Source organism: Novosphingobium sp. (genome assembly GCF_019748365.1).
Lineage (GTDB): Bacteria > Pseudomonadota > Alphaproteobacteria > Sphingomonadales > Sphingomonadaceae > Novosphingobium.
The window spans coordinates 1-21,827 of sequence record NZ_JAIEPN010000024.1; the positions used below are offsets into that span (position 1 = coordinate 1).

The 21,827-nt window shown below is 66.1% G+C and carries 27 protein-coding genes; 16 read left to right on the plus strand and 11 right to left on the minus strand.

The genetic code is table 11. The features are described 5' to 3' along the window. The 5 genes from K5Q19_RS03290 to K5Q19_RS03310 all read left to right on the plus strand — a co-directional run. Positions 1–427: S1 RNA-binding domain-containing protein (locus K5Q19_RS03290; RefSeq protein ID WP_292941134.1), on the plus strand; the 427-nt coding region annotated here is incomplete at its 5' end. A 115-nt stretch (positions 428–542) separates the two neighbouring features. Next, complete coding sequence (gene gloB / locus K5Q19_RS03295) at positions 543–1,307, plus strand: hydroxyacylglutathione hydrolase (protein WP_292941136.1); 765 nt, start codon at positions 543–545, stop codon at positions 1,305–1,307. Beyond that, the gene (locus tag K5Q19_RS03300; protein ID WP_292941138.1) at positions 1,307–2,347 is read left to right on the plus strand and encodes a LacI family DNA-binding transcriptional regulator; all 1,041 of its coding nucleotides are present in this window, start codon (positions 1,307–1,309) and stop codon (positions 2,345–2,347) included. Before gloB ends, K5Q19_RS03300 begins: the two co-directional genes overlap by 1 nt. Positions 2,348–2,373: 26 nt before the next feature. After that, positions 2,374–2,628 (plus strand): hypothetical protein, encoded by a 255-nt coding sequence (locus tag K5Q19_RS03305; RefSeq protein ID WP_292941140.1) that lies wholly within the window; start codon positions 2,374–2,376, stop codon positions 2,626–2,628. Positions 2,629–2,660: 32 nt separating this feature from the next. Beyond that, positions 2,661–3,554 carry a hypothetical protein gene (locus K5Q19_RS03310; RefSeq protein ID WP_292941142.1) on the plus strand — a complete coding sequence of 298 codons (894 nt, stop codon included), beginning with the start codon at positions 2,661–2,663 and terminating at the stop codon, positions 3,552–3,554. On the opposite strand, the gene K5Q19_RS03315 is transcribed toward K5Q19_RS03310, so the two are convergent. The 11 genes from K5Q19_RS03315 to K5Q19_RS03365 form a co-directional block, all read right to left on the minus strand. Next, on the minus strand, positions 3,535–5,397 hold the full coding sequence (locus tag K5Q19_RS03315) for a hypothetical protein (RefSeq protein WP_292941144.1): 1,863 nt from the start codon (positions 5,395–5,397) through the stop codon (positions 3,535–3,537). The genes K5Q19_RS03310 and K5Q19_RS03315 overlap by 20 nt on opposite strands. 111 nt (positions 5,398–5,508) lie before the next feature. Continuing rightward, positions 5,509–6,066 carry a hypothetical protein gene (locus K5Q19_RS03320; RefSeq protein WP_292941146.1) on the minus strand — a complete coding sequence of 186 codons (558 nt, stop codon included), beginning with the start codon at positions 6,064–6,066 and terminating at the stop codon, positions 5,509–5,511. Further along, the gene (locus K5Q19_RS03325; RefSeq protein WP_292941148.1) at positions 6,059–6,550 is read right to left on the minus strand and encodes an ATPase; all 492 of its coding nucleotides are present in this window, start codon (positions 6,548–6,550) and stop codon (positions 6,059–6,061) included. Before K5Q19_RS03325 ends, K5Q19_RS03320 begins: the two co-directional genes overlap by 8 nt. Before the next feature lie 87 nt (positions 6,551–6,637). Further along, positions 6,638–6,865 (minus strand): F0F1 ATP synthase subunit C, encoded by a 228-nt coding sequence (locus tag K5Q19_RS03330; protein ID WP_054122335.1) that lies wholly within the window; start codon positions 6,863–6,865, stop codon positions 6,638–6,640. 56 nt (positions 6,866–6,921) lie between these two features. Further along, entirely contained in the window at positions 6,922–7,707 is a 786-nt protein-coding gene (locus tag K5Q19_RS03335; RefSeq protein ID WP_292941150.1) for a F0F1 ATP synthase subunit A, read from the minus strand. 67 nt (positions 7,708–7,774) lie between these two features. Then, on the minus strand, positions 7,775–8,092 hold the full coding sequence (locus K5Q19_RS03340) for an AtpZ/AtpI family protein (protein ID WP_292941152.1): 318 nt from the start codon (positions 8,090–8,092) through the stop codon (positions 7,775–7,777). A 203-nt stretch (positions 8,093–8,295) separates the two neighbouring features. Then, positions 8,296–8,685: a YdbL family protein gene (locus K5Q19_RS03345; RefSeq protein WP_292941154.1), complete on the minus strand. Its 390-nt coding sequence runs from the start codon at positions 8,683–8,685 to the stop codon at positions 8,296–8,298. 1 nt (position 8,686) lies between these two features. Continuing rightward, positions 8,687–8,953 carry a YnbE family lipoprotein gene (locus K5Q19_RS03350; protein ID WP_292941156.1) on the minus strand — a complete coding sequence of 89 codons (267 nt, stop codon included), beginning with the start codon at positions 8,951–8,953 and terminating at the stop codon, positions 8,687–8,689. Next, on the minus strand, positions 8,950–12,138 hold the full coding sequence (locus K5Q19_RS03355; RefSeq protein ID WP_292941158.1) for a YdbH domain-containing protein: 3,189 nt from the start codon (positions 12,136–12,138) through the stop codon (positions 8,950–8,952). The genes K5Q19_RS03350 and K5Q19_RS03355 overlap by 4 nt, the downstream gene beginning before the upstream one ends. 67 nt (positions 12,139–12,205) lie before the next feature. Next, a complete protein-coding gene (locus K5Q19_RS03360) occupies positions 12,206–12,547 on the minus strand; it encodes a hypothetical protein (RefSeq protein ID WP_292941160.1) in 342 nt (113 codons plus the stop codon). 25 nt (positions 12,548–12,572) lie between these two features. Beyond that, entirely contained in the window at positions 12,573–13,055 is a 483-nt protein-coding gene (locus K5Q19_RS03365) for a DUF417 family protein (RefSeq protein WP_292941162.1), read from the minus strand. A 117-nt stretch (positions 13,056–13,172) separates the two neighbouring features. Between K5Q19_RS03365 and K5Q19_RS03370 the strand changes: the two genes are divergently transcribed. The 11 genes from K5Q19_RS03370 (at position 13,173) to K5Q19_RS03420 (ending at position 21,799) form a co-directional block, all read left to right on the plus strand. Further along, complete coding sequence (locus K5Q19_RS03370; protein ID WP_292941164.1) at positions 13,173–13,679, plus strand: MarR family transcriptional regulator; 507 nt, start codon at positions 13,173–13,175, stop codon at positions 13,677–13,679. Positions 13,680–13,740: 61 nt separating this feature from the next. Then, entirely contained in the window at positions 13,741–14,484 is a 744-nt protein-coding gene (gene radC, locus K5Q19_RS03375) for a DNA repair protein RadC (RefSeq protein ID WP_292941166.1), read from the plus strand. 95 nt (positions 14,485–14,579) lie between these two features. Further along, complete coding sequence (locus K5Q19_RS03380; RefSeq protein ID WP_292941168.1) at positions 14,580–16,124, plus strand: hypothetical protein; 1,545 nt, start codon at positions 14,580–14,582, stop codon at positions 16,122–16,124. A 180-nt stretch (positions 16,125–16,304) separates the two neighbouring features. After that, positions 16,305–16,496, plus strand: coding sequence for a hypothetical protein (locus tag K5Q19_RS03385; protein ID WP_292941170.1), 192 nt, complete (start codon positions 16,305–16,307; stop codon positions 16,494–16,496). An 18-nt stretch (positions 16,497–16,514) separates the two neighbouring features. Then, positions 16,515–17,222 (plus strand): NRDE family protein, encoded by a 708-nt coding sequence (locus tag K5Q19_RS03390; protein ID WP_292941172.1) that lies wholly within the window; start codon positions 16,515–16,517, stop codon positions 17,220–17,222. A gap of 75 nt (positions 17,223–17,297) precedes the next feature. After that, positions 17,298–18,611, plus strand: coding sequence for an adenylosuccinate lyase (gene purB / locus K5Q19_RS03395; RefSeq protein WP_292941174.1), 1,314 nt, complete (start codon positions 17,298–17,300; stop codon positions 18,609–18,611). Positions 18,612–18,683: 72 nt separating this feature from the next. Beyond that, on the plus strand, positions 18,684–18,980 hold the full coding sequence (locus tag K5Q19_RS03400; protein ID WP_292941176.1) for a DUF1049 domain-containing protein: 297 nt from the start codon (positions 18,684–18,686) through the stop codon (positions 18,978–18,980). After that, complete coding sequence (gene pyrF, locus K5Q19_RS03405) at positions 18,977–19,651, plus strand: orotidine-5'-phosphate decarboxylase (RefSeq protein ID WP_292941178.1); 675 nt, start codon at positions 18,977–18,979, stop codon at positions 19,649–19,651. The genes K5Q19_RS03400 and pyrF overlap by 4 nt, the downstream gene beginning before the upstream one ends. An 11-nt stretch (positions 19,652–19,662) precedes the next feature. After that, positions 19,663–20,169, plus strand: coding sequence for a GNAT family N-acetyltransferase (locus tag K5Q19_RS03410; protein WP_292941180.1), 507 nt, complete (start codon positions 19,663–19,665; stop codon positions 20,167–20,169). Positions 20,170–20,249: 80 nt separating this feature from the next. Continuing rightward, positions 20,250–21,008 carry an SIMPL domain-containing protein gene (locus K5Q19_RS03415; RefSeq protein ID WP_292941182.1) on the plus strand — a complete coding sequence of 253 codons (759 nt, stop codon included), beginning with the start codon at positions 20,250–20,252 and terminating at the stop codon, positions 21,006–21,008. 146 nt (positions 21,009–21,154) lie between these two features. Continuing rightward, complete coding sequence (locus K5Q19_RS03420) at positions 21,155–21,799, plus strand: phosphoribosylanthranilate isomerase (protein WP_292941184.1); 645 nt, start codon at positions 21,155–21,157, stop codon at positions 21,797–21,799. Positions 21,800–21,827: the final 28 nt, after the last annotated feature.

Below are 21,827 nucleotides of genomic sequence, written 5' to 3' on the forward strand. Positions count from 1 at the left end.
CGACGTCGATGTCGAGAAGGAGCGCATCTCGCTTGGCATGAAGCAGCTTGAAAAGGGCGCTCCGGCGGCCGGCGGCGTTTCGGCCGGCGGTGCTGGTTCGCTCCGCCGCGGCGAAGTCGTCACCGTCACTGTCCTCGAAGTCCGCGATGGCGGCCTCGAAGTGCAGGCGGGCGAAGACGGCGCGACCGGCTTCATCAAGCGCACCGACCTCGGCCGCGACCGGGACGAGCAGCGTCCGGACCGCTTCCAGGTCGGCCAGAAGCTCGATGCCATGGTCATCGGCTTCGACCGCTCGAAGAAGCCCAACTTCTCGGTCAAGGCGCGTCAGCTCGCCGAAGAGAAGGAAGCCGTGGAACAGTACGGTTCGTCGGAAGCCGGCGCTTCGCTGGGCGACATCCTCGGCGCGGCCCTCAAGGCCAAGCAGTAAGCCTAGCTCACCGCCTCGCGGCAAACCAAAAGCCCGTCCGGAGCGATCCGGGCGGGCTTTTGCATTGCAGCGCACTCTCGGCTAGGCTTGGCCGGAAGGATGCCCGAGAGACCCCATGACGCTTGAAGTCCACCAGTTCACCTGCCTCAGCGACAACTACGGCTACTTGCTGCATGACAGCGCGAGCGGCGAGACGGCCTGCATCGATACGCCGGACGCCGAAGCGTACTTGCGCGAGGCGGCTGCGAAAGGCTGGACGATCACGCAGATCTGGAACACCCACTGGCACCCCGATCACGCTGGCGGCAACGAAGCGATCAAGGCGGCAACCGGCTGCAAGATTATCGCCCCCGCCGCCGACGCCGCTCGCATCGCCGGGATCGACCGCACCGTCGCGCAGGGCGATACTGTGCCCTTTGGCGCCTATCAGGCCCACGTGATCGACGTCGGCGGCCACACCATCGGCCACTGCGCCTACCACCTGCCTGAAGCCTCCATCGCTTTCGTCGGCGATGCGGTCTTCGCGCTCGGCTGCGGCCGCATGTTCGAAGGCACGCCCGATCAGTTCTGGGCCAGCCTCAGCCGCGTGAAGGCTCTGCCGGGCGAGACCACGCTCTACTGCGCGCACGAGTACACCGCCTCGAACGCGAAGTTCGCGGTGCATGCCGATCCGGACAACGCCGCCCTCGCCGCATATGCCGCCGAAATCGCCGACAAGCGCAGCCGGAGCGAATGGACTGTCCCGACCCGCCTCGACCGCGAGCTCGCCACCAATCCCTTCCTGCGCGCCGATGATCCCGCGCTTCAGGCCCGCTGGGGCGGCGCCTCGCCCATCGAGACATTCGCCGCGCTGCGCAGCGCCAAGGACAACTTCCGCTGATGGCGCAGACCACCGACACCACGCGCCGCATCACCCGCGTCACCTCGTTCGACGTGGCCGAGGAAGCGGGCGTCAGCCAGTCGACCGTCAGCCGCGCACTCGCCGGCGATACCTCCATCAGCGAGCCCACCCGCCAGCGCGTGATCGCGGCGGCCGCCCGCCTCAACTATCAGGTCAACGAGAATGCCGCCCGCCTGCGCCGCGGCAAGACCGGCACGCTTGCGGTCGTCATGATCTGCCGCGCCGGGCAAGACCGCAAGGACCTCAACCCGTTCTATTTCGCCTTGCTGGGCAGCACCTGCGCCGCCGCCTCCGCGCGCGGCTACGAAGTGCTGGTCTCCTTCCAGGACAGCGCGGAGAACTTCTGGGGCCATTACGAGGAGCGCCGCAAGGCCGACGGCATGATCGTCATCGGCACCAGCGAAAACACCCCCGCGTGGGACTATTTCGGCGAGCTTGACCCCGCCACCAACTGGGTCTGCTGGGGTGCGCCGAGCGATGCTTTCCCGTGGGTGCGCAGCGACAACGAGGCGGGCGCGGCGCTCGCCGTGCGCCACATGCTGGTGCGCGGCTACGAGAAGATCGTGTGCATCGGCTCCGAAACCTCGCCTCAGCGCCAGTTCAAGGAACGCTACGACGGCTATGCTGCCGCGATGCGCGATGCCGGGCGCGAGCCGGTGCTCCAGCGCATCGAACGCGGCCTCGCACGTGAGGAGCAGGGGCAGCGCGCCGCCGCGGCCCTTGCGGAAAGCGGCCAGCCGTTCGATGCCATCTTTGCGGTGAGCGACGAGATCGCGCTCGGCGCGCTAAAGGAACTGGTGGGGCGCGGCTACACCATCCCTGATCAGATCGGCATCGTCGGCTTCGATGGCGTGCGCGCGGGCGCCTGGTCAACTCCGCCGCTCACCACGATCGAATCCGATTTCGAAACCGCCGGTGCGCTCCTTATCGAGCGGTTGCTCGCCACGATGGCGGGGGAAGCCGAGACGCCCCGCCGTGTGCCTGTGCGCCTCGTCGTGCGCGGTTCGACGCGCCCCTGAGCGAGACCGAGCGGAGGCACCGCCCCATGCGCAGCATCATCAGGCTTGTCGTCTATACCCTGCTCATCGGGGGTCTTCTCCTCACCATTGGCACGTTCCCGGAAACGCCTGCGCGCCTGCAGCTCCAGATCGTGCTGTTCGTTGCCCTCGCCGGCTACATGCTCATCCTGATCCGCCAGGGCAGACGCGTGAACCTCGGGATCATTCCGGAAGTGCTCTACTTCCTCGCCAGCGCCTATGTCGCGCTGGCGTCATGTCTCCGGCTGTCCGCGTTCCACTGATCGGCGCAGCACCCGCAACATCAGGACCTGCCATGAACATCGCCTTCCTCGCCTGCAGCACGACGCTGCCCGGCGCGACCGACCGCCGCGCCGATGCCTTCGAACACGACCTGCAGATGGAAGCGCTTGTCGCCGCGCTCGCCCCCGGCGAGAAGGTGACCGACATCGACTGGCAAGCCCCGCTCGAGGCCTTCGCAGGCTTCGATGCGGTCATTATCGGCACGCCGTGGGACTACTTCGACAATCGCGAGGCATTCCTCGCCAAGCTCGATGCCATCGAAGCGCTCGGCATGCCCGTCCACAACGCGCCGGAAGTCGTGCGCTGGAACATCGACAAAGGCTACCTTGCCGAATTGGGCGAACGCGGCGTCGCGACCATCCCCACCCTGCTGCTGGACAATCCCGGCCCCACCGAGATCCTTGCCGCGTTTGATCATTTCGGCTGCGACCGCGTTGTCGTGAAGCGCCGCGTCGGTGCAGGGGCGGAAGGCCAGTTCGATTTCACGCGCGAAACCCCGCCCGAGGCCGATTGGCGCATGGGCCACGCCGCGCTCGTCCAGCCCTTCCTGTCCGGCATCGTGGAAGAAGGCGAGTATTCGCTGATCTTCATCGACGGCCAGTTCAGCCACGGCCTGATCAAGCGCCCTGCGCCGGGCGACTACCGTGTGCAGTCGCTCTACGGCGGGTGGGACACCGCCATCACCCCGGCGGCGGCAGACCTCGCGGCGGCGCAGGCGATTATCGTGGGCCTCCCCTTCCCTGCACCGCTCTACGCGCGGATCGATCTGGTGCGCGGGCCGGAGGGCGACCTGCTGCTCATGGAAGCCGAACTGATCGAGCCGTTTCTCTATCCCTTGCAAGGGCCGGAACTGGGCCCGCGACTGCTGGCCGGGCTGCGCGCCAAACTCACTGCATCTGCGCCCTGAATGAGATCGTGAAGCTGGGCGGCGTGCCGCTGGACCCCGCCATCGTACCCTTGGGGTTCACGCAGATGAACCGCACCGCCGCATCATAGGCTACTGTCGGCGTGTAAGTGCAGCCGGCAAAGGTCGTCGGCGCACTGGCCGCGTTTGAATAGCGGATGTCGTTGGTGGCGTTGAAGGTCAGCGCGCTTGTCGGGGTGCCCTGCGTGAACGTGGGCGTTGCGGCAGTGCCGACACGCATCTGGCTCGGCAGCGAGTCGATCAGCAGCACGGTGTTGTTATCCACTGCCGACGGCCCGGTGTTCGAGACGAGGATCGAATACTGCACGATGGAGCCCGGGATCATCTTGGGATTGGTCGAGCCGTTGATCGGATCCGACAGCACGGTCGACGTCTTCACCAGCGTCAGCGTTGCATTCGCTGTCCGCCGCGTGTTGGTGATCGTGCACGAGATCACGTCGCCCATTTGCGGTGTCACCGTGCCTCCGACTGCATTCGGCAGCGTGGTCGAGGAGCCGGTGAAGGCGTTCGTGCAGGTCATTGTGGCTGTATACTGGGTGAGGCTCGTCGAACCCGAACCCACCTCTGTGAAGGCATAGACCGTGCCGGCGGAAACTATGACTTGCGGCGTTGTGCCATTGGTCACCGTCGCGCTCGTTCCTGTGGTGGTGGTGGTAGCCACGGTGGTCGAGCCCTGACTTATCCGCATGATGAACTGGTCGGTGTTGAACCGCCGACCACCGCTGCCAAGCGCCTTGGTCAGCTGGAGGTGGGGGAAGACCGTGTTCGTGAACGTGCAGGTGACAAGATCGCCGAATTGCAGCGCGCCGAAGCTGTAGTTGGTGGTGACCACACCGCTTGGCAGCGGCGTACTGGAACTCACGGAATTGGTGCAGGTCAGACTGGCGCGGTAGTCGGTCAGCGGATTCACGCTGCCTGCCGCCATCGATTGCGTCAGGGTGAGCGGCAGCGCGGATGCGGTTGTCAGCGTCGCTGCCGAAAACGGCCCGTTCCCCGTGCCGCTCGATGTGCCGCTCGCCAGAGTGGCACCGCCCGAGGTTGCGGCGATGTTGAAAGTGAACTGGTCCGCCGCCGCGGCGCGCGCGCCGGTCAGTTGCAGATTGAGGCGGATCGAGGCAAAGCGCACTGCGAACATGACGCCCTGCAAGCCGCCGCCGACAATCGTGGTCGTCAACGAAGTCGGTGTGCTGGAGCCGACAATGTTCGCACCGACCGTGCCGGGCACGCCGGTCACGTTGAAGGTCGAGGTGCCGAGGCCGGAACTTGTGGGATAGGTCGACCCGCTGATCGGCCCGGCATTGTCGAGCGCCACCCAGTTGCCGCCATTGGTCTGGAAGCGCAGCGATTCAGTCTCGTTGGACGATTCGCCGTCCGCCGCCACGAACATGTAGCTGGTGATCTGCGAGACGCCCGCAGGCGGCGTCAGCACAATGTTGGAAATCGTCGCCGTCGTGGTACCAGCTGCCGTCTGGTAAAGGATCGGGCGGCCGCCGATACCGACAAATGCGGTGTTGCCCACCGCCGCACCGCCCCACGAAGGGGCAGCCGCGCCCGTGATCCCTGCCCCGCTGATGTTGAGCGTGAAGGTCATCACGGTGCCATCGGGAAGCGTGTACGACATCGCCTGCCCAGCGGTCGATCGCGCCGCAGTGTCGTTGTAGCCCGAGAAATCGAGCCAGCAGTAGGAGTTCCAGTTGGCGGGTCCGGTCGAACCCTGCGATGTCGCGTAGAAGCAGCTTGCTGCCTCGGCGCGCCCGGCACCGAGAGTCAGCATCAACAGCGCCAGAAACAGCGCCGCAAACTGCCGAAGTTGTCCGCGGCTCATGCCTCGCGCCCGGTCCCGATCCTCTTCATGGGACGGGACCTAGGCGAAAACCCTTAGGGTAGAGTTAACCATGCCCCGCACCGCAGCGCAGGGAATGATCCAAAATGAAGGTCAGTTGGCGAGGCCCGCGATCGCGCTGTCGACGAGGGCCTTGTCCGCGCTCGCACCGTGGTGCTGGGCGATCAGCTGACCGGCAGCGGCAGCGGCAGCCGCCGCAGCGCGGGCACGCAGTTCCTCGACAGCAGCACGCTCGGCCGCGGCGATCTTGTCGGTCGCCATCTTCTCGCGGCGCGCGATCATCGCGGTCGTGTCGGTCTCGGCCTTGGCGATGATTGCCTGAGCTTCGTGGCGGGCGTGCTCGACCATCGCGGCGGCATCTGCCTCCGCGCCGGCGATCTTCTTCGCGTATTCGGCACGCAGCGCCTCTGCCTCGGCGCGCAGGGCCTTGGCGGCATCGAGCTGTTCACGGATCGCGGCGATCTTCGCATCGAGCCCGCCGGCAATCGCGCCGGGAACCTTCTTCCAGATCACGATGGCAAGGAACGCGGTCATCGAGAGCGCGACCCACATGCCCGGGGTCACGAACCCGAAGGCCACCGGCTCGGCGTGTTCGGCGCCATGTTCGGCAACGGCGTTTGCCGCATGGGCGAGCAGAGCAAGCTTAACCATGGAGAACGTCCTTCACCGCCGCACGGGCGGCATCGGCCGCAACCGTCAGCCCGGCAACGCGGGCGGCGATATCGGCCGCAGCCTCTGCCGCCACGGTTTCGATTTCAGCCAGCGCGCCCTGACGAGCCGCGGCAATCCGCGCTTCGGCTTCGGCCACCTTGGCTTCGGCATCGGCACCCGCCGCAGCGAGCCGCACTTCGGCAGCCTTGGCGGCTTCGGCCTTGGCAGCTGCGATCAGTGCCTGGGCTTCCCCGCGCTGCTTGGCAGCTGCCGCCTTCCACGCATCGTCCTGCGCCTGCGCCTCGTGGCGCGCGGCTTCGGCGGCGGCGAGATCCGCGGCAATCTTCTGGTCGCGGCCTTCCATGGTCTCGAGAACCTTGGGCGCCATGCCCCGGCCGACGAGGAAGAAGACGGCGCCGAAAATGACCAGCATCCAGAAAATCTGGCTGGAGTAGGTCGCGGCTAGCTGCGAAATCTGGGGCATTGGGGTTCCCGGGCGATCAGAGCGCTGGAAAACGGGGCAAGGGGGCATCCGGCGGCCCGCAGGCCGACCCGCCCCCTTGCCGAACAATCAGGCGACGAAGATCAGGATCATCGCCACGACGAACGAGAGCAGACCGAGAAGTTCGGCGGCCGCGAAGCCGATGAACAGGCGGCCCTGCTGGCCGTCAGCCGCGCCGGGGTTGCGCAGCGCGCTCTCAAGGAACGAACCGAAGACGTTGCCCACGCCGATGGCGGCCATGCCGGCGCCGATCGCAGCGAGACCCGCACCGATGAGCTTGGCGCTTGCAGGTTCCATGACTTAAACTCCCTTTTCTCAAAAATTCAGATGGATGGATACGATACTCAAGAAACTCAGTGCAAATGCTCGGCGTCGTTGATGTAGAGCGACGTGAGCAGCGCAAAGACGTAGGCCTGGATGCCGGCGACGAGGATCTCGAGCGCGCAGATGGCAACCATCAGGATGAAGCTGGGGATCGAAACGAGACCCATGAAGAACGCGCCGGCATTGGCGCCGCCGATCACGAAGCTGGACAGCACCTCGAGCAGCACGTGCCCGGCCATCATCGCCACGAACAGACGCAGGCCAAGGCTAAAGGGGCGCACGAGGAAGGAAACCAGCTCGATCACGAAGATCAGCGGGATCATCGGCAGCGGCGTGCCGTGGGGCACGAACAGCGAGAAGAAGTGCAGGCCGTGCTTGTAGAAGCCGACGACCAACACGATCGCGAACGACAGGATGGCAAGCACGCCCGTCGCGGTGAAGTGGCTGGTGAAGGTGAAGGGGTGCAGGCCGACGAGGCCGAGCGGCAGCAGGCCGAGCAGGTTGGCAAACAGGATGAACATGAACAGCGAGAACACGTAAGGCAGGTACTTGCGACCTTCCTTGCCGACGTTCGCCGAAAGCATGTTCTCGATGAAACCGGTCATGCTCTCGACCATCATCTGCCAGCGGCCGGGGACGAGCTCGCGCTTCATCCCGCCCAGCATGAAGGCGTAGAGCACCACAGCGGAAATCAGCATCCACAGCGCTGAATTGGTGAACGCAATGTTGAACCCGCCAAGGGCCCAGTGATCGGTGCCGAACAGCGGCTCGATCGTGAACTGGTGCATCGGATCAACTTTGGCTTCGGTTGCCACGCGCGAAAATCCCGTTTCCTGCTATGCCAAAACGGCCTTCCGATGCGGCCCCCTCGGTCACAGAGGGTCAATCGGAACGCCGGTTCGCAATCCGGATGATGTTTCTGAAGGCGACTGCGATCCCGAGGAACAGCATCACCATCAGGCCCCAGTGGCCGCGTCCGACGAACCAGTCAATGGCCACGCCAACCGCTGCACCCCCGATCATTCCCCCCAGCAGTTCAGCCAGAACGCGATTGCCGAGGCGGTAGCCCGCATCGGCGCCTTGCTGGCCGCTGCGCGTGCGCTCCGCTTCGATCGCCTTTGCCGCGGCAAGCCGCGCCTCAAGCGATGCGATCCGGGCATCCGCGCCGATAGGGTCCTCACGGTCAGGGTCGTCAACCATGCCAGCCTTCTTTTCGCCTACAAACAGCGCAAGGGGCCTGGCGCGGGAAACGGTCCCCCGTCAAGGGCACCGGCCCTTTAGGAAGGGCGGCTTATCAAGTCAACCGCGGCGGAAGCAGCTGTAAACCGCAGATTTGCGGCATGTGCGAAGACGCGCGCCGGATCATCGACCCGGCGCGCGCCTTTTTTTTCCGCGATTTGAACTTAGGGGCAGCGCGAATCGCGCAAGGGAGGCGCGGAGGTGCGCGTCTGCCAGCTGCCATCAGGGCCCTGATACTTTTCGCCCGGCTGGGTCTGCGAGATCAGCAGGCAGCCCGAAGTGAGCGCATACTCCTCCACCGTCGCGTGGGCGGCAGCGGCCTTTTCGGCGTAGACCGCCTTGCGCTTGATGTTGAGCTCATCGATCACGGCCTTCAGCGAAGGGCTCGGCGGGACGACATAGCCGAGGTAGCCATCGACTTTCTCGCCCACCTGCCCGGCAGAGCGCGCGGCGGCATAGGCGGGATCACGCTGCGCAAGCGCGGCGGCGGGGATCATGCCCGCAACGGCCAGCGCGGCGAGCGCAATCGTGAATGTTCCAAATGTGCGTGCCATCTCAGAAAATGTCCTTGTTATTGTCGATCGTCTGGCTGGCATCTCCGGCCAGGCGATAGACCACTTCCTGCTTGATGTTGATGTTGAGCTCGATGACGATCGGCTTGTCGGGCGCCTTCACGGTAATGCAGCCCCCCAACAGCATCGAGCCTGCCACCAACACGGCCGCAGGGTACAATCGCCGCAGTCGTCTGCCTGTCCCCGCCATTCCGGAATGCCCCTCAGTTTTGCTGGGCCACTTGGTTGCAGGGTTGCTGACCAACGTCAATTGCCGGCTCCTTCTGGCTTGGGTGTGCTGACCGGAGGCTGAACGCCGCTGGCAGGTGGCTGCAAGGTTCCGGGCAGGCCACGGAACGCCCCCGGCGGCGGCTGGGGGTTCATCGAACTGATCAGGCTGTAGAATGGCGCGTGGATGTTGACGTTGAACTTCACCGGCACCCGCGCGACTTGCCGGGTGATGAAGTTCTGCTTGGCATCCTTGCCCTGCTTGATCCCGCTGAACTCGACCCGCGTGATGACATCACCCGCAAGGCTGCCGTCCATGCCGATGGTCATCCGCGAATAATCGAGCGATTTCAGCGCATCGAACGCGAAATTCGCCATTGTCGAGAGGTCCTTGTACGACAGCGCGCCGACGTACGAGACGGTGCCGCCCGGCGGGCGCGAGATCAGCTGCCCCCCGGTGATCCGCCCGCCACTGGCGTCGAACTCGAGCGGCAGGTGCCCATCGAACACACCTGTGGCGGAAAGGTTCGCCAGTTCCATCCGCTCGAGGAACTTGGCCGCATCGAGATGCTCGATCTCGATCCGGAACCGGCGGGGCTCGTTCACCGTCATCCTGAGCTCGCCAGGTGCGAGCCTCAGCTTGCCACCAAGAAACGGCCATATCCCGCTGTTGATACGCACGACCTGTTCGGGCAGCAGCTCGATATCGACGACGCCGTCGTTCACCTCGATGCCCGGATTGGCCGAGGCCACATGCAACGTCTGGTGCGGCGCGGTGACCATGCCGATCAGATCGGTGAACACCAGCGTGCCCTTGAGACCCTTGACCGGACCGAACGCCGCCGAGAAATCAAGATCTTCGGTGCCAAAGCTGCCAGAGCTTGTCACGCTCTCTGCCGTCCAGTCGACCACGCCCTTGCCGCGCACCGTCCCCTCGGCATCGGCGACAACGCCGCGGAACTGCGGCGCCAGATCGCGCAGCTGCAGCCCACCCACTTTGCCGGGCACGATCTTGCCTTTGTCGAACACGAGGCCATCGACCGCGAGATCGGCATGGCCGCGGACCGTCGCGAGATCATGCCGCACCGCGATACGCAGCACCTCGCGCCGCGAATCCGGCTCGCGCAGCAGCGCTTCGGCGGTGATGCGGTTGTCCTTGAGCGTGAGGACCGCATTCTCGCCAGCCAGAGTCTTGAACCGCGCAGGGGCAAACCGGTCGGCAGCGGCAAAACGCACACCACTCAAAGTCAGCACATTATCTGCATAGCCCCAATCGCCCGCCGCCCCGCTCAGGTCGATCGGCACGGCGGCGAGTTTCGCGTCCACTCCGTCAAATGTGCCGGTGAAATCCCGGCCCAGCCGCGCGACGAGATTGACGAGGCGCAGCCGCGTCGCCGTATCGCCCGGCCCCAGCACGACATCCGCGCCGCGCACCGTCAGCGTGCCCGGCCAGGCAAGGCCCACCGGACCGGTGTTCAACAGCAGCGGCGTTTCACCCAGCCGCCCGCTAAGCGCGAGCGCATTGATCCCGAGCGCCGCCTTGAGGCCTTGTGGACCATAGCGCACGATCGCCTGTCCACCCGCCGGGCAGATCGTCAATTGCCGCTTGTCGAGCGTCAGAGCGCTCAGTTGCAGGCTGGCGAACGACGGCGTCACGCAGCGCTCCCACAGCGCCAGATCGCCGCGCGGGCCGATGGTTCCCGCGATGGGCAAGCTGAGCCCCCTCACCGCGCCGCCCGGAATGGCACCGGACGCCAGCGCCGTGCCGGAAAAGCGCAACGAACCGCCCGGCCCTTGCGCGATTTCGAGCAATGGCAGCGCCAGCATCTCAGCCCCGCTGCGGTATTCCGCCATCCGCAGCTTGAGCGCCGGGCGGCCACCCGCGCCAGGTTCCATGCGACCGGTGATCGGCGGCAGACCCTCGCCCGCCATGACGAAATTGCCGGTCAGCGTGGGCAGCTTGCCGGGCTCGGAGGCGACCTGCAGGCGCGAGACCGAGAGCAGCGCCGCACCGCTACCGCCGCGCAGCGAGGCACTGGGCGCAACGAGGCTCCAGCGCGCATCATCATGGCGCAGAACGATATCGCCGGCCAGCCGGCTGCCGCGTTCCTCGCGGGCCAGCGCGCTGCGCAGGCGGGCGAGCAGCGGGGCGGCCAGCGTGCCCGCTGCTGCCGTCTGCGCCCCGGCCAGCGCCTTTTCGCTCGCGGCCCCGCGCGCCAGATTCCGGCCGGAAACTGCACCGCGGAAGACAAGGCTCTGGCCGCCGCCTTTCATGTCGAGATCGCCGTCGATCCCGAGCGAACCCGCCGTCAGGCCCGCCGTGCGCACACCTTGCGCCTCGCTCAGTACATGGCCGCGCAGCTCGCCCAGCTTGAAGGCCAGCTCGCCACCCAGCGTGAGGCGTGCGGCAGCCATGCCCGGCGCGGCCAGCGCGCCCGCTTCCAGCTTGCCCTTGACCGTTGCGCCGCCGAGGTCCTTGTCGCCCGTCACGTCGAGGGCGAGCGCCGATGGTCCGGCGGCGAGATTCTTGCCGCAAGCGAGCCCCGCCAGCCGCACCGGCCCCGCAAAGCGCGGCCGTCCCTCCGCCACCGAAACCGTTCCATAGGCGGTCAGCCGCTTGCCGCTGCAACCGTCCGCCGCCACAGTGGGCATGATCGCAGCCATTGATCCCTTGAAGCCGCCCGCCAGATTGCCCGCGCCATCGGCCTTCACGGCAAGGCGGCCAAAGTCGGTTTCCAGCAGCGCACGGCCGTCGACTATCCGAAGATCGAGATCGGGCAGCCCCGGCGCCGTGCCGGAGGGTGCGTTCGCCAGAACAAGCTTGTCGAGCGCGCCGAAGCTCAGGTGCCCTTGCCGGTATGCCCCGTAAAGCCTTGGCTGCTCGAGAATGATCTCGCCAATCTGCGGCCCCAACAGGCCATAGGCCATCCGCACTTCGGCGCGCGCAATGGTAAGGTCCGGATGCGCCGGATCACCAATGACGATGTTCTTTAGGATCTGCCGGTCGGCGCCGATGCCTTCGATCGCATAGCGGCCGGGCAGGCCCATCTGCGCCAGTTGCCGATCGATCAGCCCGCCCGCGATCAGCTCACGCGCAGACCAGAGCCCTATCGCAAGCGCGGCAAGCGCTCCGGCGGAGACCAGCGCAATCCGCCCGCGCCTGCGGCCGCGCGGGGCTCCGGGCTGGCCATCCGGCGATTCGTTCAGAGGCTCGGTCTCGTCCGGCATTGCCCGCCTTGTCGCCCAGTAGGCGCAGCGAAGCAATGCAAAGACTGGGAAAGCCTGACGGTGGACTTCAGCCGAGCAGTGCAAGCACCACCACGCCAAGCACGGCGCCGAGCTTCTGCCTGTCGGTCAGCCCTTCACCGTAGCCGAACACACCGATCAATGTGGCACCAACCGCAACACCAACAGCGAAGAGCAGGCCCGCACGGGCGAGGCCGACGCCGCTTGTCTTCAGCATCATTTGCCAGGTCAGGTTGCCGGCAATCACGAACGATACTGCCAACGCCATTCGCCAAAGGCCGCCATGGATCGAAAATTCCTTGGAGATCACATCCGCGATCAGATCAAGCGTCACGACCGCGGCAAGGAAGGGGACCCACACCGGGGTAGCGGCAACCGGCCCGAGAGCCATGGTCGCCGCCTCCGGAGCTGCAGTGTCAGGCCGCCTCCATGACGAGCCTGCCAGAGGGCATCGGCGCGATACGCGCAGCGGCAAAGGCTTCGCCCGCGCTCCACAGCGCCGCACCCAGCAGCGTCAGGTCCTTGAGCAGGAAGCCCGCATCGCTCGACTGCGGATCGAGACCGGGGGTGGTGAACAGGAAGCTCAGCGTGGTGACCAGCGCGCCGGCCATGCCAAGGCTGCCGAGCGCCGAAATGCGCGGCGCGAAAGAGCGGGCGGCGACCATGAGGCCCAGCGCGATCTCGACCACGCCGATGAAGTTGGAAGCCCCCTGCTCGCCCAGCATCGGGCCAGCCCAGAACAGCAGCGGCGAATGCGCCATCAGCGGCGCGACGGCTGCGGCTTCCTGCGGGGTGAACTTATAGAGCCCGAAGGCCAGGAAGAAGAACACAAGGCTGTAGCGCAGCACGATGGCGCCGCTCTTGCCGAGGCGTGCCTCGAAGGTGGGGGACAGGAACATCGGATCTCTCCTTTATCAACTTGCCAAGGCGGAATGGCCCTTGGCCGCACATTGTGTGCATGAAGCATATAGCTTGAAATACATGCGCAGAGCATATACCTTGTGGGAATGAGTTCCATGCGTGATGCCAATCTTGTCGGAGCCCTCGCCGTTGCCATCGGTGATGCGGTGACCCGTGCCGCCGAATCCGCTGCCCCCGAGCCTGGCCCGGCGGCGGCTGCGCTCATGCTCGTGGCGCACCTGCCCGGCATGAGCATCGATGCGCTGCGCATTGGCGTCGGCCTTTCGCATCCCGGCGCAGTGCGGCTGGTGGACCGGCTTGCGGCGCATGGTCTGGTCGAGCGCCGCGCCAGTGCGGAGGATGGACGCCGTGTCGCGCTTCACCTGACGGCTGCAGGCGAAAGCGCCGCCGCCGGTATTGCTGATGGCCGGCATGAGGCCATCGCGCAGGCGCTCGACACGCTGCCCGCAGCGGAGCGCGCAGCCTTCATCGCGGCAACCGAAAAGCTGCTCGCCGCGCTCGTCGCCGGGCCGGAAGATGCCCTGCGCGTCTGCCGCCTCTGCGACGAGACTGTCTGCACCCGCTGCCCGGTCGATATCTGCCTCGGCGGAACGTGCGACTGAGCGTTCGGGTCAGTTCGGAGCGCTTGCGCCCCGCCGCGCGGGCGGGCAAAGTCGCTGCGCGATGGACGAACCGCCAAGCCTCTTTCCCCCGCCCACCCGCGACAAGACCGAAAAGAACCGCGTGCGCGAAGCGGGGCTCGATCCATCCGGCCACCGCGAGCGTCTGCGCAAGCGCCTGCTCGATGGCGACGACGATGCGCTCGGCGATCATGAAGTCATCGAATACCTGCTGATGATCGCAATACCCCGGGTCGATACGAAGCCGGTCGCCCGCGTGCTGATGCAGCGTTTCGGCAGCCTTGCCGGAGTGCTCAGCGCCGACACGAGAACCCTGATGGGCGTGCCGGGCGTGAAGGACGCAGCCGCAGCAGCGCTCAAGATCGTCGGAGTTTCCGCCCGCCGTCTCGCGCGGCAGACGGTGCGCGAGGAGCCCGTCCTCTCAAGCTGGCAGGCCCTGCTCGATTATCTCCACATCGATATGGCGCACCTGAACCACGAACGCGTGCGCGTGCTCTATCTCAACACGCAGAACCGCCTGATCCTCGACCAGATCGTCAGCGACGGCACGCTCGACGAATCAGCGATCTACACGCGCGAGATCATCGCCAAGGCCATGGCAATTGGCGCCGCTGCGCTGATTCTGGTCCACAATCACCCCTCCGGCAGCCCCGAACCCAGCCGCGCCGATATCCAGATCACCCAGAAGATCATGGAGGCGGGACGCCTGCTTGGCATTGTCGTCCACGATCACGTGATCATCGGGCGGCAGGGCCATGTCTCCCTGAAGGCCAAGGGCCTGATCTGAGGTCTGCCCCTGCGAATTGACAGATCATCCAACGCAGCTAGATGAACGCGGCGGCGGGCGATGCCCCAGACATTGCGGGGCGGGGGAACAGCGCTTTGGCTACAGTGCTAAAATCGCGCGGCCTCATGGCGCTTGGCATTCTCGTCGTGCTTTCCGTGCTGTCACGCGCAGCCACTTTCAACAACCCCGTGATCGGCTTCGACGAGCAATTCTATCTGCTTGTCGGCAACCGCATGCTCGATGGCGCGGTGCCCTATGTCGATATCTGGGACAGGAAGCCGATTGGACTGTTCCTGATCTACATGGCCAGCAGCGCGATCGGCCCTGACCCTTTTCTCCAGTATAAACTGGTGGCGTTTGGCTGTGTGGTCGCCACAGCTTGCGTGGTCTATGCGATGGCACGAAAGGCGGGTGCCGGCACCGGCGCGGCCCTGTGCGCCGCGGCGTTCTACATCCTCATGCTTGGGGTCTGCGAGGGCGAGGCTGGGCAGGCGCCGGTGTTCTACAACCTGCCGGTAAGCCTTGCCGCAGTAATCGTGCAGTCTGTCTGGGCGCGGGTGACAGCAGGACAGCGCGCGCACCTCGCGGCGCAGGGATGCGCTGCCATGCTCCTCATCGGGCTAGCCCTGCAGATCAAGTATACCGTCGTCTTCGAAGGCGTGTTCTTCGGCCTTGCCCTGCTCACTGCTGCCCACCGCGTCGGCATGGCCCTGCCCCGGATCGCATTTCTGGCTGCGGTGTGGATCCTTTGCGCACTGACCCCCACCGCCATGGCGCTCGCCTGGTACTGGCACCTGGGCGAGCTGCCGGCATTCCTGTTCGCCAATTTCTTCTCGATCTACGGCAGACTGCCGGATCCTGCATCGGCGCGTCTGGAAGGTTTGCTCACGATCGCCGGAATTCTGCTGCCGCTCGGTCTGGTTTATGCCGCATCCCGGCTGCGCCCGGCATCGGGCGAAAGCCCGCGGCGCCGACCTGATTTTGCCGAGAGCTGGCTGCTCGCGGCTCTTGCCGGCTTCCTCGTGTTCGGCAGCTTTCTTGCGCCGGGCTATGCTCTGCCAATCATCGCCCCGCTGTGCCTGTGCTGCGCACGCAGCTTCGAAAGCGAGCGGCAGCGCCGCCTCGTAGCCTATCCCTTGCTGATCTTCGTCGGCCTTGCCGGACAGGCCGTGATCGCCATATCCGCGGCGGGCAAAGGGGATCGCGACGAGGCCATGGCCGTGGCCGCAGCAGCTACCCCGCAGCACGGGGGCTGCATCTGGGTCTATGATGGATATCCCGCGCTATACCTCCTCACGCAGTCCTGTCTGCCCTCGCGCTGGGTTTTTCCCGGCCACCTCAACACGGCAAACGAAGCATCGAAAGCCGCGATCGGCGTTGACCCGGTTACGGAAGTGCGCCGCATTCTGGCGGCAAAGCCCGAAGTGATCATCGATGATGCCCCGCTCTACGCGCTCGCCAACCCGTCGACCCGGGCGCTGGTCAATGCGGCGTTGCAACGCGACTATCGCCTTGCCGCAAGCATTCGAACCGGCAAGGCGCGGTTCCGGCTTGTCTATCGGCGCAAGGATGAAGCGCTGCCGGGCTGCTGCAGGCCCCGTCCCGATCCGGGGCGGATGCCGTCCACCACCCTCAAGTGAATGCCATTCGGGCGTTGATAGACGGTGGCCGCCGCGCTAGGCTCACTGTTTGGGGAGCGTAACCAGAAAACCGGTTTGCAGCGAGACAACGATATGTATCCCAAGGCCAAACTGCCCAGCGAGCCGAGCGATGCGGCAGTCCGGAGTTTCGATCCACATGATCGGTGCGGCACCATCTCAATGGTCACTGCGCTCGCCTCGGTCGTCTACACGCTGGTGCGTCCGCCCGAGACACTCGATGAGCTTGTATCGCTGACCGTCGTGTTCAGCATAATCTCGATCCTCAACGGCAAGTCGACGATCCCGCGTATCGCGCTGGCAATTGTTATCCTGCAGTTCGTGCTGGTCAAATCGGTGCCGCTGCTGGTCTGATGCGACCCGCTTAGGCCGATGTGCGTTGCCGCTGCAGCCTTCCGCGCGCATCCGCGCTGGCGCCTTGTCGTCATCGGCAATCGCGACGAGTTTCATGAGCGCCCCACCGCGCCGCTTGCGCGCTGGACCGATGGCGTGATCGCGGGGCGGGACTTGCAGGCGGGCGGCACCTGGCTTGGCGTGAACGAAGCGGGCCGGTTCGCCCTCGTCACCAACTTGCGCGTCGATGGCTATCCCCTCCCCCACCTCGCCTCACGCGGGGCGCTGGTGACGGATTGGCTGGGCGGGCGCGAACCTGCTTCGCCCGAAACCATGAACCCGTTCAATCTGTTCCTTGCCGATGCTGAGACCGCTTCGCACCTCAGCAACCACCCCGAGGTGCGCCGCCTCCCCCTCGCCCCTGGCATCCACGGTTTGTCGAACGGTCCGCACGAGCAGCCCTGGGCCAAGACGCTAGCGCTCGAAGCCGCGCTGGAAAACTGGTTGGCGGCGGGCAGCACCGACCCCGCCCCCCTTTTCGCGGCGCTGGCCGACCGCACGGAACTGCCGGGTGCCGGCCCCGAAGCGCGCTTCTCGCCCGTGTTCATCCGCAATCCGGCTTATGGGACGCGCTGCTCGACCGTGCTCATGATCGCAGGCGACGGCGCCGCGCGGATCATCGAACGCCGCTTCGATGCCGAAGGGCGCACCACCGGCCAAACCGATCTGGCCTTCACTGCCGGCTGAGCGTTCGCGGCCCCTTGCCTTCCGCCCCCCTCCCTCCTAGCGGCACCGGCACGCACCGTTGCTGAGGAGTCGTCCATGGTCCCCCGTTATGCCCGTCCCGCGATGACCGCGATCTGGGAGCCGGAGGCGCGCTACCGCATCTGGTTCGAGATCGAGGCGCACGCGACCGAGAAGCTGGGCGAGCTTGGCGTCGTCCCGCCGTCTGCCGCTAAGGCGCTGTGGGACTGGTGGGCGACGAATCCGAAGATCGACGTCGCCGCGATCGATGCGATCGAAGCCGTGACCAAGCATGACGTGATCGCCTTCCTCGATTGGGTGGCCAAGGAAGTCGGCCCCGAAGCCCGCTTCATGCATCAGGGCATGACCAGCTCCGACGTGCTCGACACCACGCTGAATGTGCAGCTCACCAAGGCCGCCGATATCCTCATCGCGGACATCGACGCGCTGCTCGAAGCCATCAAGCGCCGCGCCGAAGAGCACAAGTACACCCCCACCATCGGCCGCAGCCATGGCATCCACGCCGAGCCGACCACCTTCGGTCTCAAGCTCGCGCAGGCCTATGCCGAATTCGCCCGCTGCCGTGCCCGCCTCGTCAGCGTCCGCGCCGAAGTCGCCACTTGCGCCATTTCGGGCGCGGTCGGCACGTTTGCCAATATTGATCCGGCGGTTGAAGCCCACGTCGCCGAGAAACTGGGCCTCGCGGTGGAGCCGGTCTCCACGCAGGTGATCCCGCGCGATCGCCATGCGATGTTCTTCGCGGTCCTCGGCGTGATCGCCAGCAGCATCGAGCGCCTCGCCACCGAAGTGCGCCACCTGCAGCGCACCGAAGTGCTGGAAGCCGAAGAATACTTCTCGCCCGGCCAGAAGGGCTCCTCGGCCATGCCGCACAAGCGCAACCCGGTGCTGACGGAAAACCTCACCGGATTGGCGCGCGTCGTCCGCTCCGCCGTCACCCCCGCGCTCGAGAACGTCGCGCTGTGGCATGAGCGCGATATCTCGCACTCCTCGGTCGAGCGCTATATCGGCCCGGACGCCACGATCACGCTCGATTTCGCGCTCGCCCGGCTTACCTCGGTGATCGACAAGCTGCTCGTCTACCCCGAGCGCATGCAGAAGAACCTCGACCGCATGGGCGGCCTCGTCCACTCGCAGCGCGTGCTCCTCGCGCTCACGCAGGCGGGCCTCACGCGCGATGATTCCTACCGTCTCGTCCAGCGCAATGCGATGCAGGTCTGGCAGTCGGATGGCCAGCTTTCGCTGCTCGAACTCCTGAAGGCCGATCCCGAAGTGAGCGCGGTGATGAGTGCGCCGGAGCTCGAGGACAAGTTCAACCTCGACTACCACTTCAAGGCGGTCGACACGATTTTCGCGCGGGTGTTCGGGGAATAAGTCAGGGACTCGCCTTCCCCGCCAAAGCGCCCTAGCATGGGGTCAAGCGGGAGAGGCTGGGGACAAAGCCTGATGAAGATGTTTCGAACGATCCTGTGGCTCGTGATCGTGGCCGCTATGGCTGCTTTCTCCGCCGCGAACTGGCAACCGGTCGAACTCGTGGTTTGGCAGGGCCTCGTGCTCGATACCAAGCTGCCCGCGCTGGTCATTGCCGCGTTCCTGCTTGGCCTTGTGCCGATGTGGCTGCTTCACCGCACCACCCGCTGGCGGCTTCAGCGCCGCATCACCAATCTTGAAACCACGCTGGCCGGGAGCGCCTCGCTTTCCTCAACCCAGCTCGAAGCCCGGAAAGCAAGCGAAGCCCCATGAGCAATCCCGTCTATCTCGCGCTCGATCTGCCCCGGCTCGATGCCGCCATCGCGCTCGCGCAGAAGGTCAAGGGCCATATCGGCGGGGTGAAGCTCGGCCTCGAATTCTTCTGCGCGCATGGCCACCACGGCGTGCACGAAGTGGCGAAGCTCGGCCTTCCGATCTTCCTCGATCTCAAGCTGCACGATATCCCGAACACCGTTGCCGCCGCGATGCAGTCGATCCACGTGCTTGAACCCGCCATTGTCACCATCCACGCCGCGGGTGGCCGCGCGATGATGGAAGATGCCAAGGCCGCCGCGGGCGAGCATTGCAAAGTCGTCGCCGTCACCGTGCTCACCAGCCTCGATGATGATGATCTCGCCGGCGTCGGCGTGCCCGGCGGCGCGCACGATCAGGCGCTGCGGCTGGCCGATCTCGCGCAGGAAGCCGGGCTCGACGGCATCGTCTGCTCGGGCCACGAAGTCGGCGCGATCCACAAGCGCTGGAAGAACGGCTTCTTTGTCGTGCCCGGCCTCCGCCCCGATACGGGCCACACGGCAGACCAGAAGCGCATCGTCACCCCCGGCGCCGCACGCCGCGACGGCGCCAGCGTCCTTGTCATCGGCCGCCCGATCAGCCGCGCCGAAGACCCGGTCGCCGCCGCCCGCGCCATCGAGGCCACGCTCTGAGCCTTGCCGCGATGACGACGACCTACCGCCTCGCCGGGCCTGAAGACGCGCTTGCTCTCCGGGCCCTCATCGAAAGCGGCTACCGGGGCGACAGGTCCCGCCTCGGCTGGACCAGCGAAGCCGATTTCCTCGAAGGCGACCGCACCACGCCCGAAGAGATCGCCGCAATGCTTTCGGACCCGGAAAAGCGCGTCCTCCTAGCCGAACGCGATAGTGCGCTTGTCGGCACGGTGACGATCACCGATCTGGGCGATGGCCGCGCCTACCTGGGGCTGCTGTGTGTCGATCCGGCCTTGCAGGCGGCTGGGCTCGGCCGCGCGCTGATCACGCGGGCCGAAGAACTGGCAGCGCGCGACTTTGCCGCGCGCACGATGGAAATGACCGTGATTGATGCGCGCGCCGAGTTGATCGCGTACTACGAGCGGCGCGGCTACACCCGCACTGGCGAGCTCAGGCCCTTCCCGCTGCCCATGGATGTGCCCTACAAGATGGTCGTTCTCGAACGGTCCATCTCCTGAAGCTCTCCTGTCATCGCGGTTCAGCCCTGCGAAAGGCCCCCCGCCCCACATGGGCGGCATATTCTCAAGGGGACAGACCGATGACCACGACCTCCACCTCGCTCCTGATGGCCGCCGCACTTGCCGCCGCCGGAGCCGCTTCGCCTGCCATGGCGCAGGCCGTCTCGCCCGCCCCGGTGGTCGCCCCCGGCAATGCCGTGCTGACGCTCAGCGCCGATGGCCGCTCCACCCGCACCCCCGATCTTGCCGTGTTCAGCGCGGGCGTCACCACGCAGGCCAAGACCGCCGCCGCCGCGCTCTCCGAAAACGCCGACCGCATGAACGCGGTGATCACCGCCTTGAAGGCTTCTGGCATTGCAGAGCGCGACATCCAGACCAGCAACCTTTCGGTCAACCCGGTCTACGGCCAGCCGCGCGCCGATGCGAACGGCAACGTTTCCGGGGATCCGGTGATCATCGGCTATCAGGCGAGCAACCAGGTCGAGGTGAAGCAGCGCAAGATCGGCAATTACGGCAAGACGATCGATACGCTGGTGAACGCCGGCGCCAATCAGGTCAGCGGCCCCTCGTTCCAGCTCGACAATCCCGATGTAGCCAGCGACGAAGCCCGCATCGAGGCGATGAAAAAGGCCCGCGCGCGCGCCGAGCTCTATGCCAAGGCGGCCGGCCTCACAGTGAAGCGCATTCTCACCATCAGCGAGAGCGGCGGCTATGCCCCGCAGCCGATGGTCATGTACGCCCGCGCCGAAAAGATGATGGCCGGCGCCCCCAGCCCGGTTGCCGCCGGTGAAGTGCAGGTGGGCGCAAACGTGACGGTGACGTTCGAACTGGGGCTGTAAGGGAAAGCCCACCCCCAACCCCTCCCGCACGCGGGAGGGGAGTTACCAGCGCAACATTCCCCCTCCCGCCTGCGGGAGGGGTCGGGGGTGGGCCAGCGGCAAAAACCGCATTTGACCCGCAAACCCTCAAACCCTATCCGCACCCCATGCCCGCCCCCGAAATCAAGATCTGCGGCCTCACCACGCCCGCCGCGCTCGAGGCGACGATTGCCGCGCGCGCCGATTATGCGGGCCTCGTGATCTTCCCTCCCAGCCCGCGCCACCTCGCGCTCGCCGATGCCGCCGCGCTTGCCGCGCGCGCTGCGGGCCGGATCAAGCTCGTCGGCCTCTTCGTCGATGCCGCCGAAAACCTGATCGGCGAAGTGGTCGCCGCCGCTCGGCTTGATGTGATCCAGCTCCACGGCAAGGAAGACCCCGCCCGGGTTGCTGCAATCCGCGCGGCCTTTGGCAAGCCGGTGTGGAAGGCCATGGCCGTCTCCAGCGCCGAGGACATCGCCCGCGCCGAAACCTTCGCCGGCGCTGCCGATCTCGTCCTCTTCGACGCCAAGCCCCCCAAGGGCGCCGCACTGCCCGGCGGCCTCGGCCTCGTGTTCGATTGGACCCTGCTCGCCACCTACAAGGCCGCGCTCCCCTGGGGCCTCGCCGGCGGCCTCTCTCCCGCCAATGTCGCCGAGGCGGTGCGCACCACGCAGGCCCCGCTCGTCGACGTCTCCTCCGGCGTGGAGAGCGCGCCGGGCGTGAAGGACGTGGACCTTATTGCCCAGTTCTGCCGCGAAGCCCGCGCTGCATGATCCCACCGTTCGTGTCTCGACTTCGCTC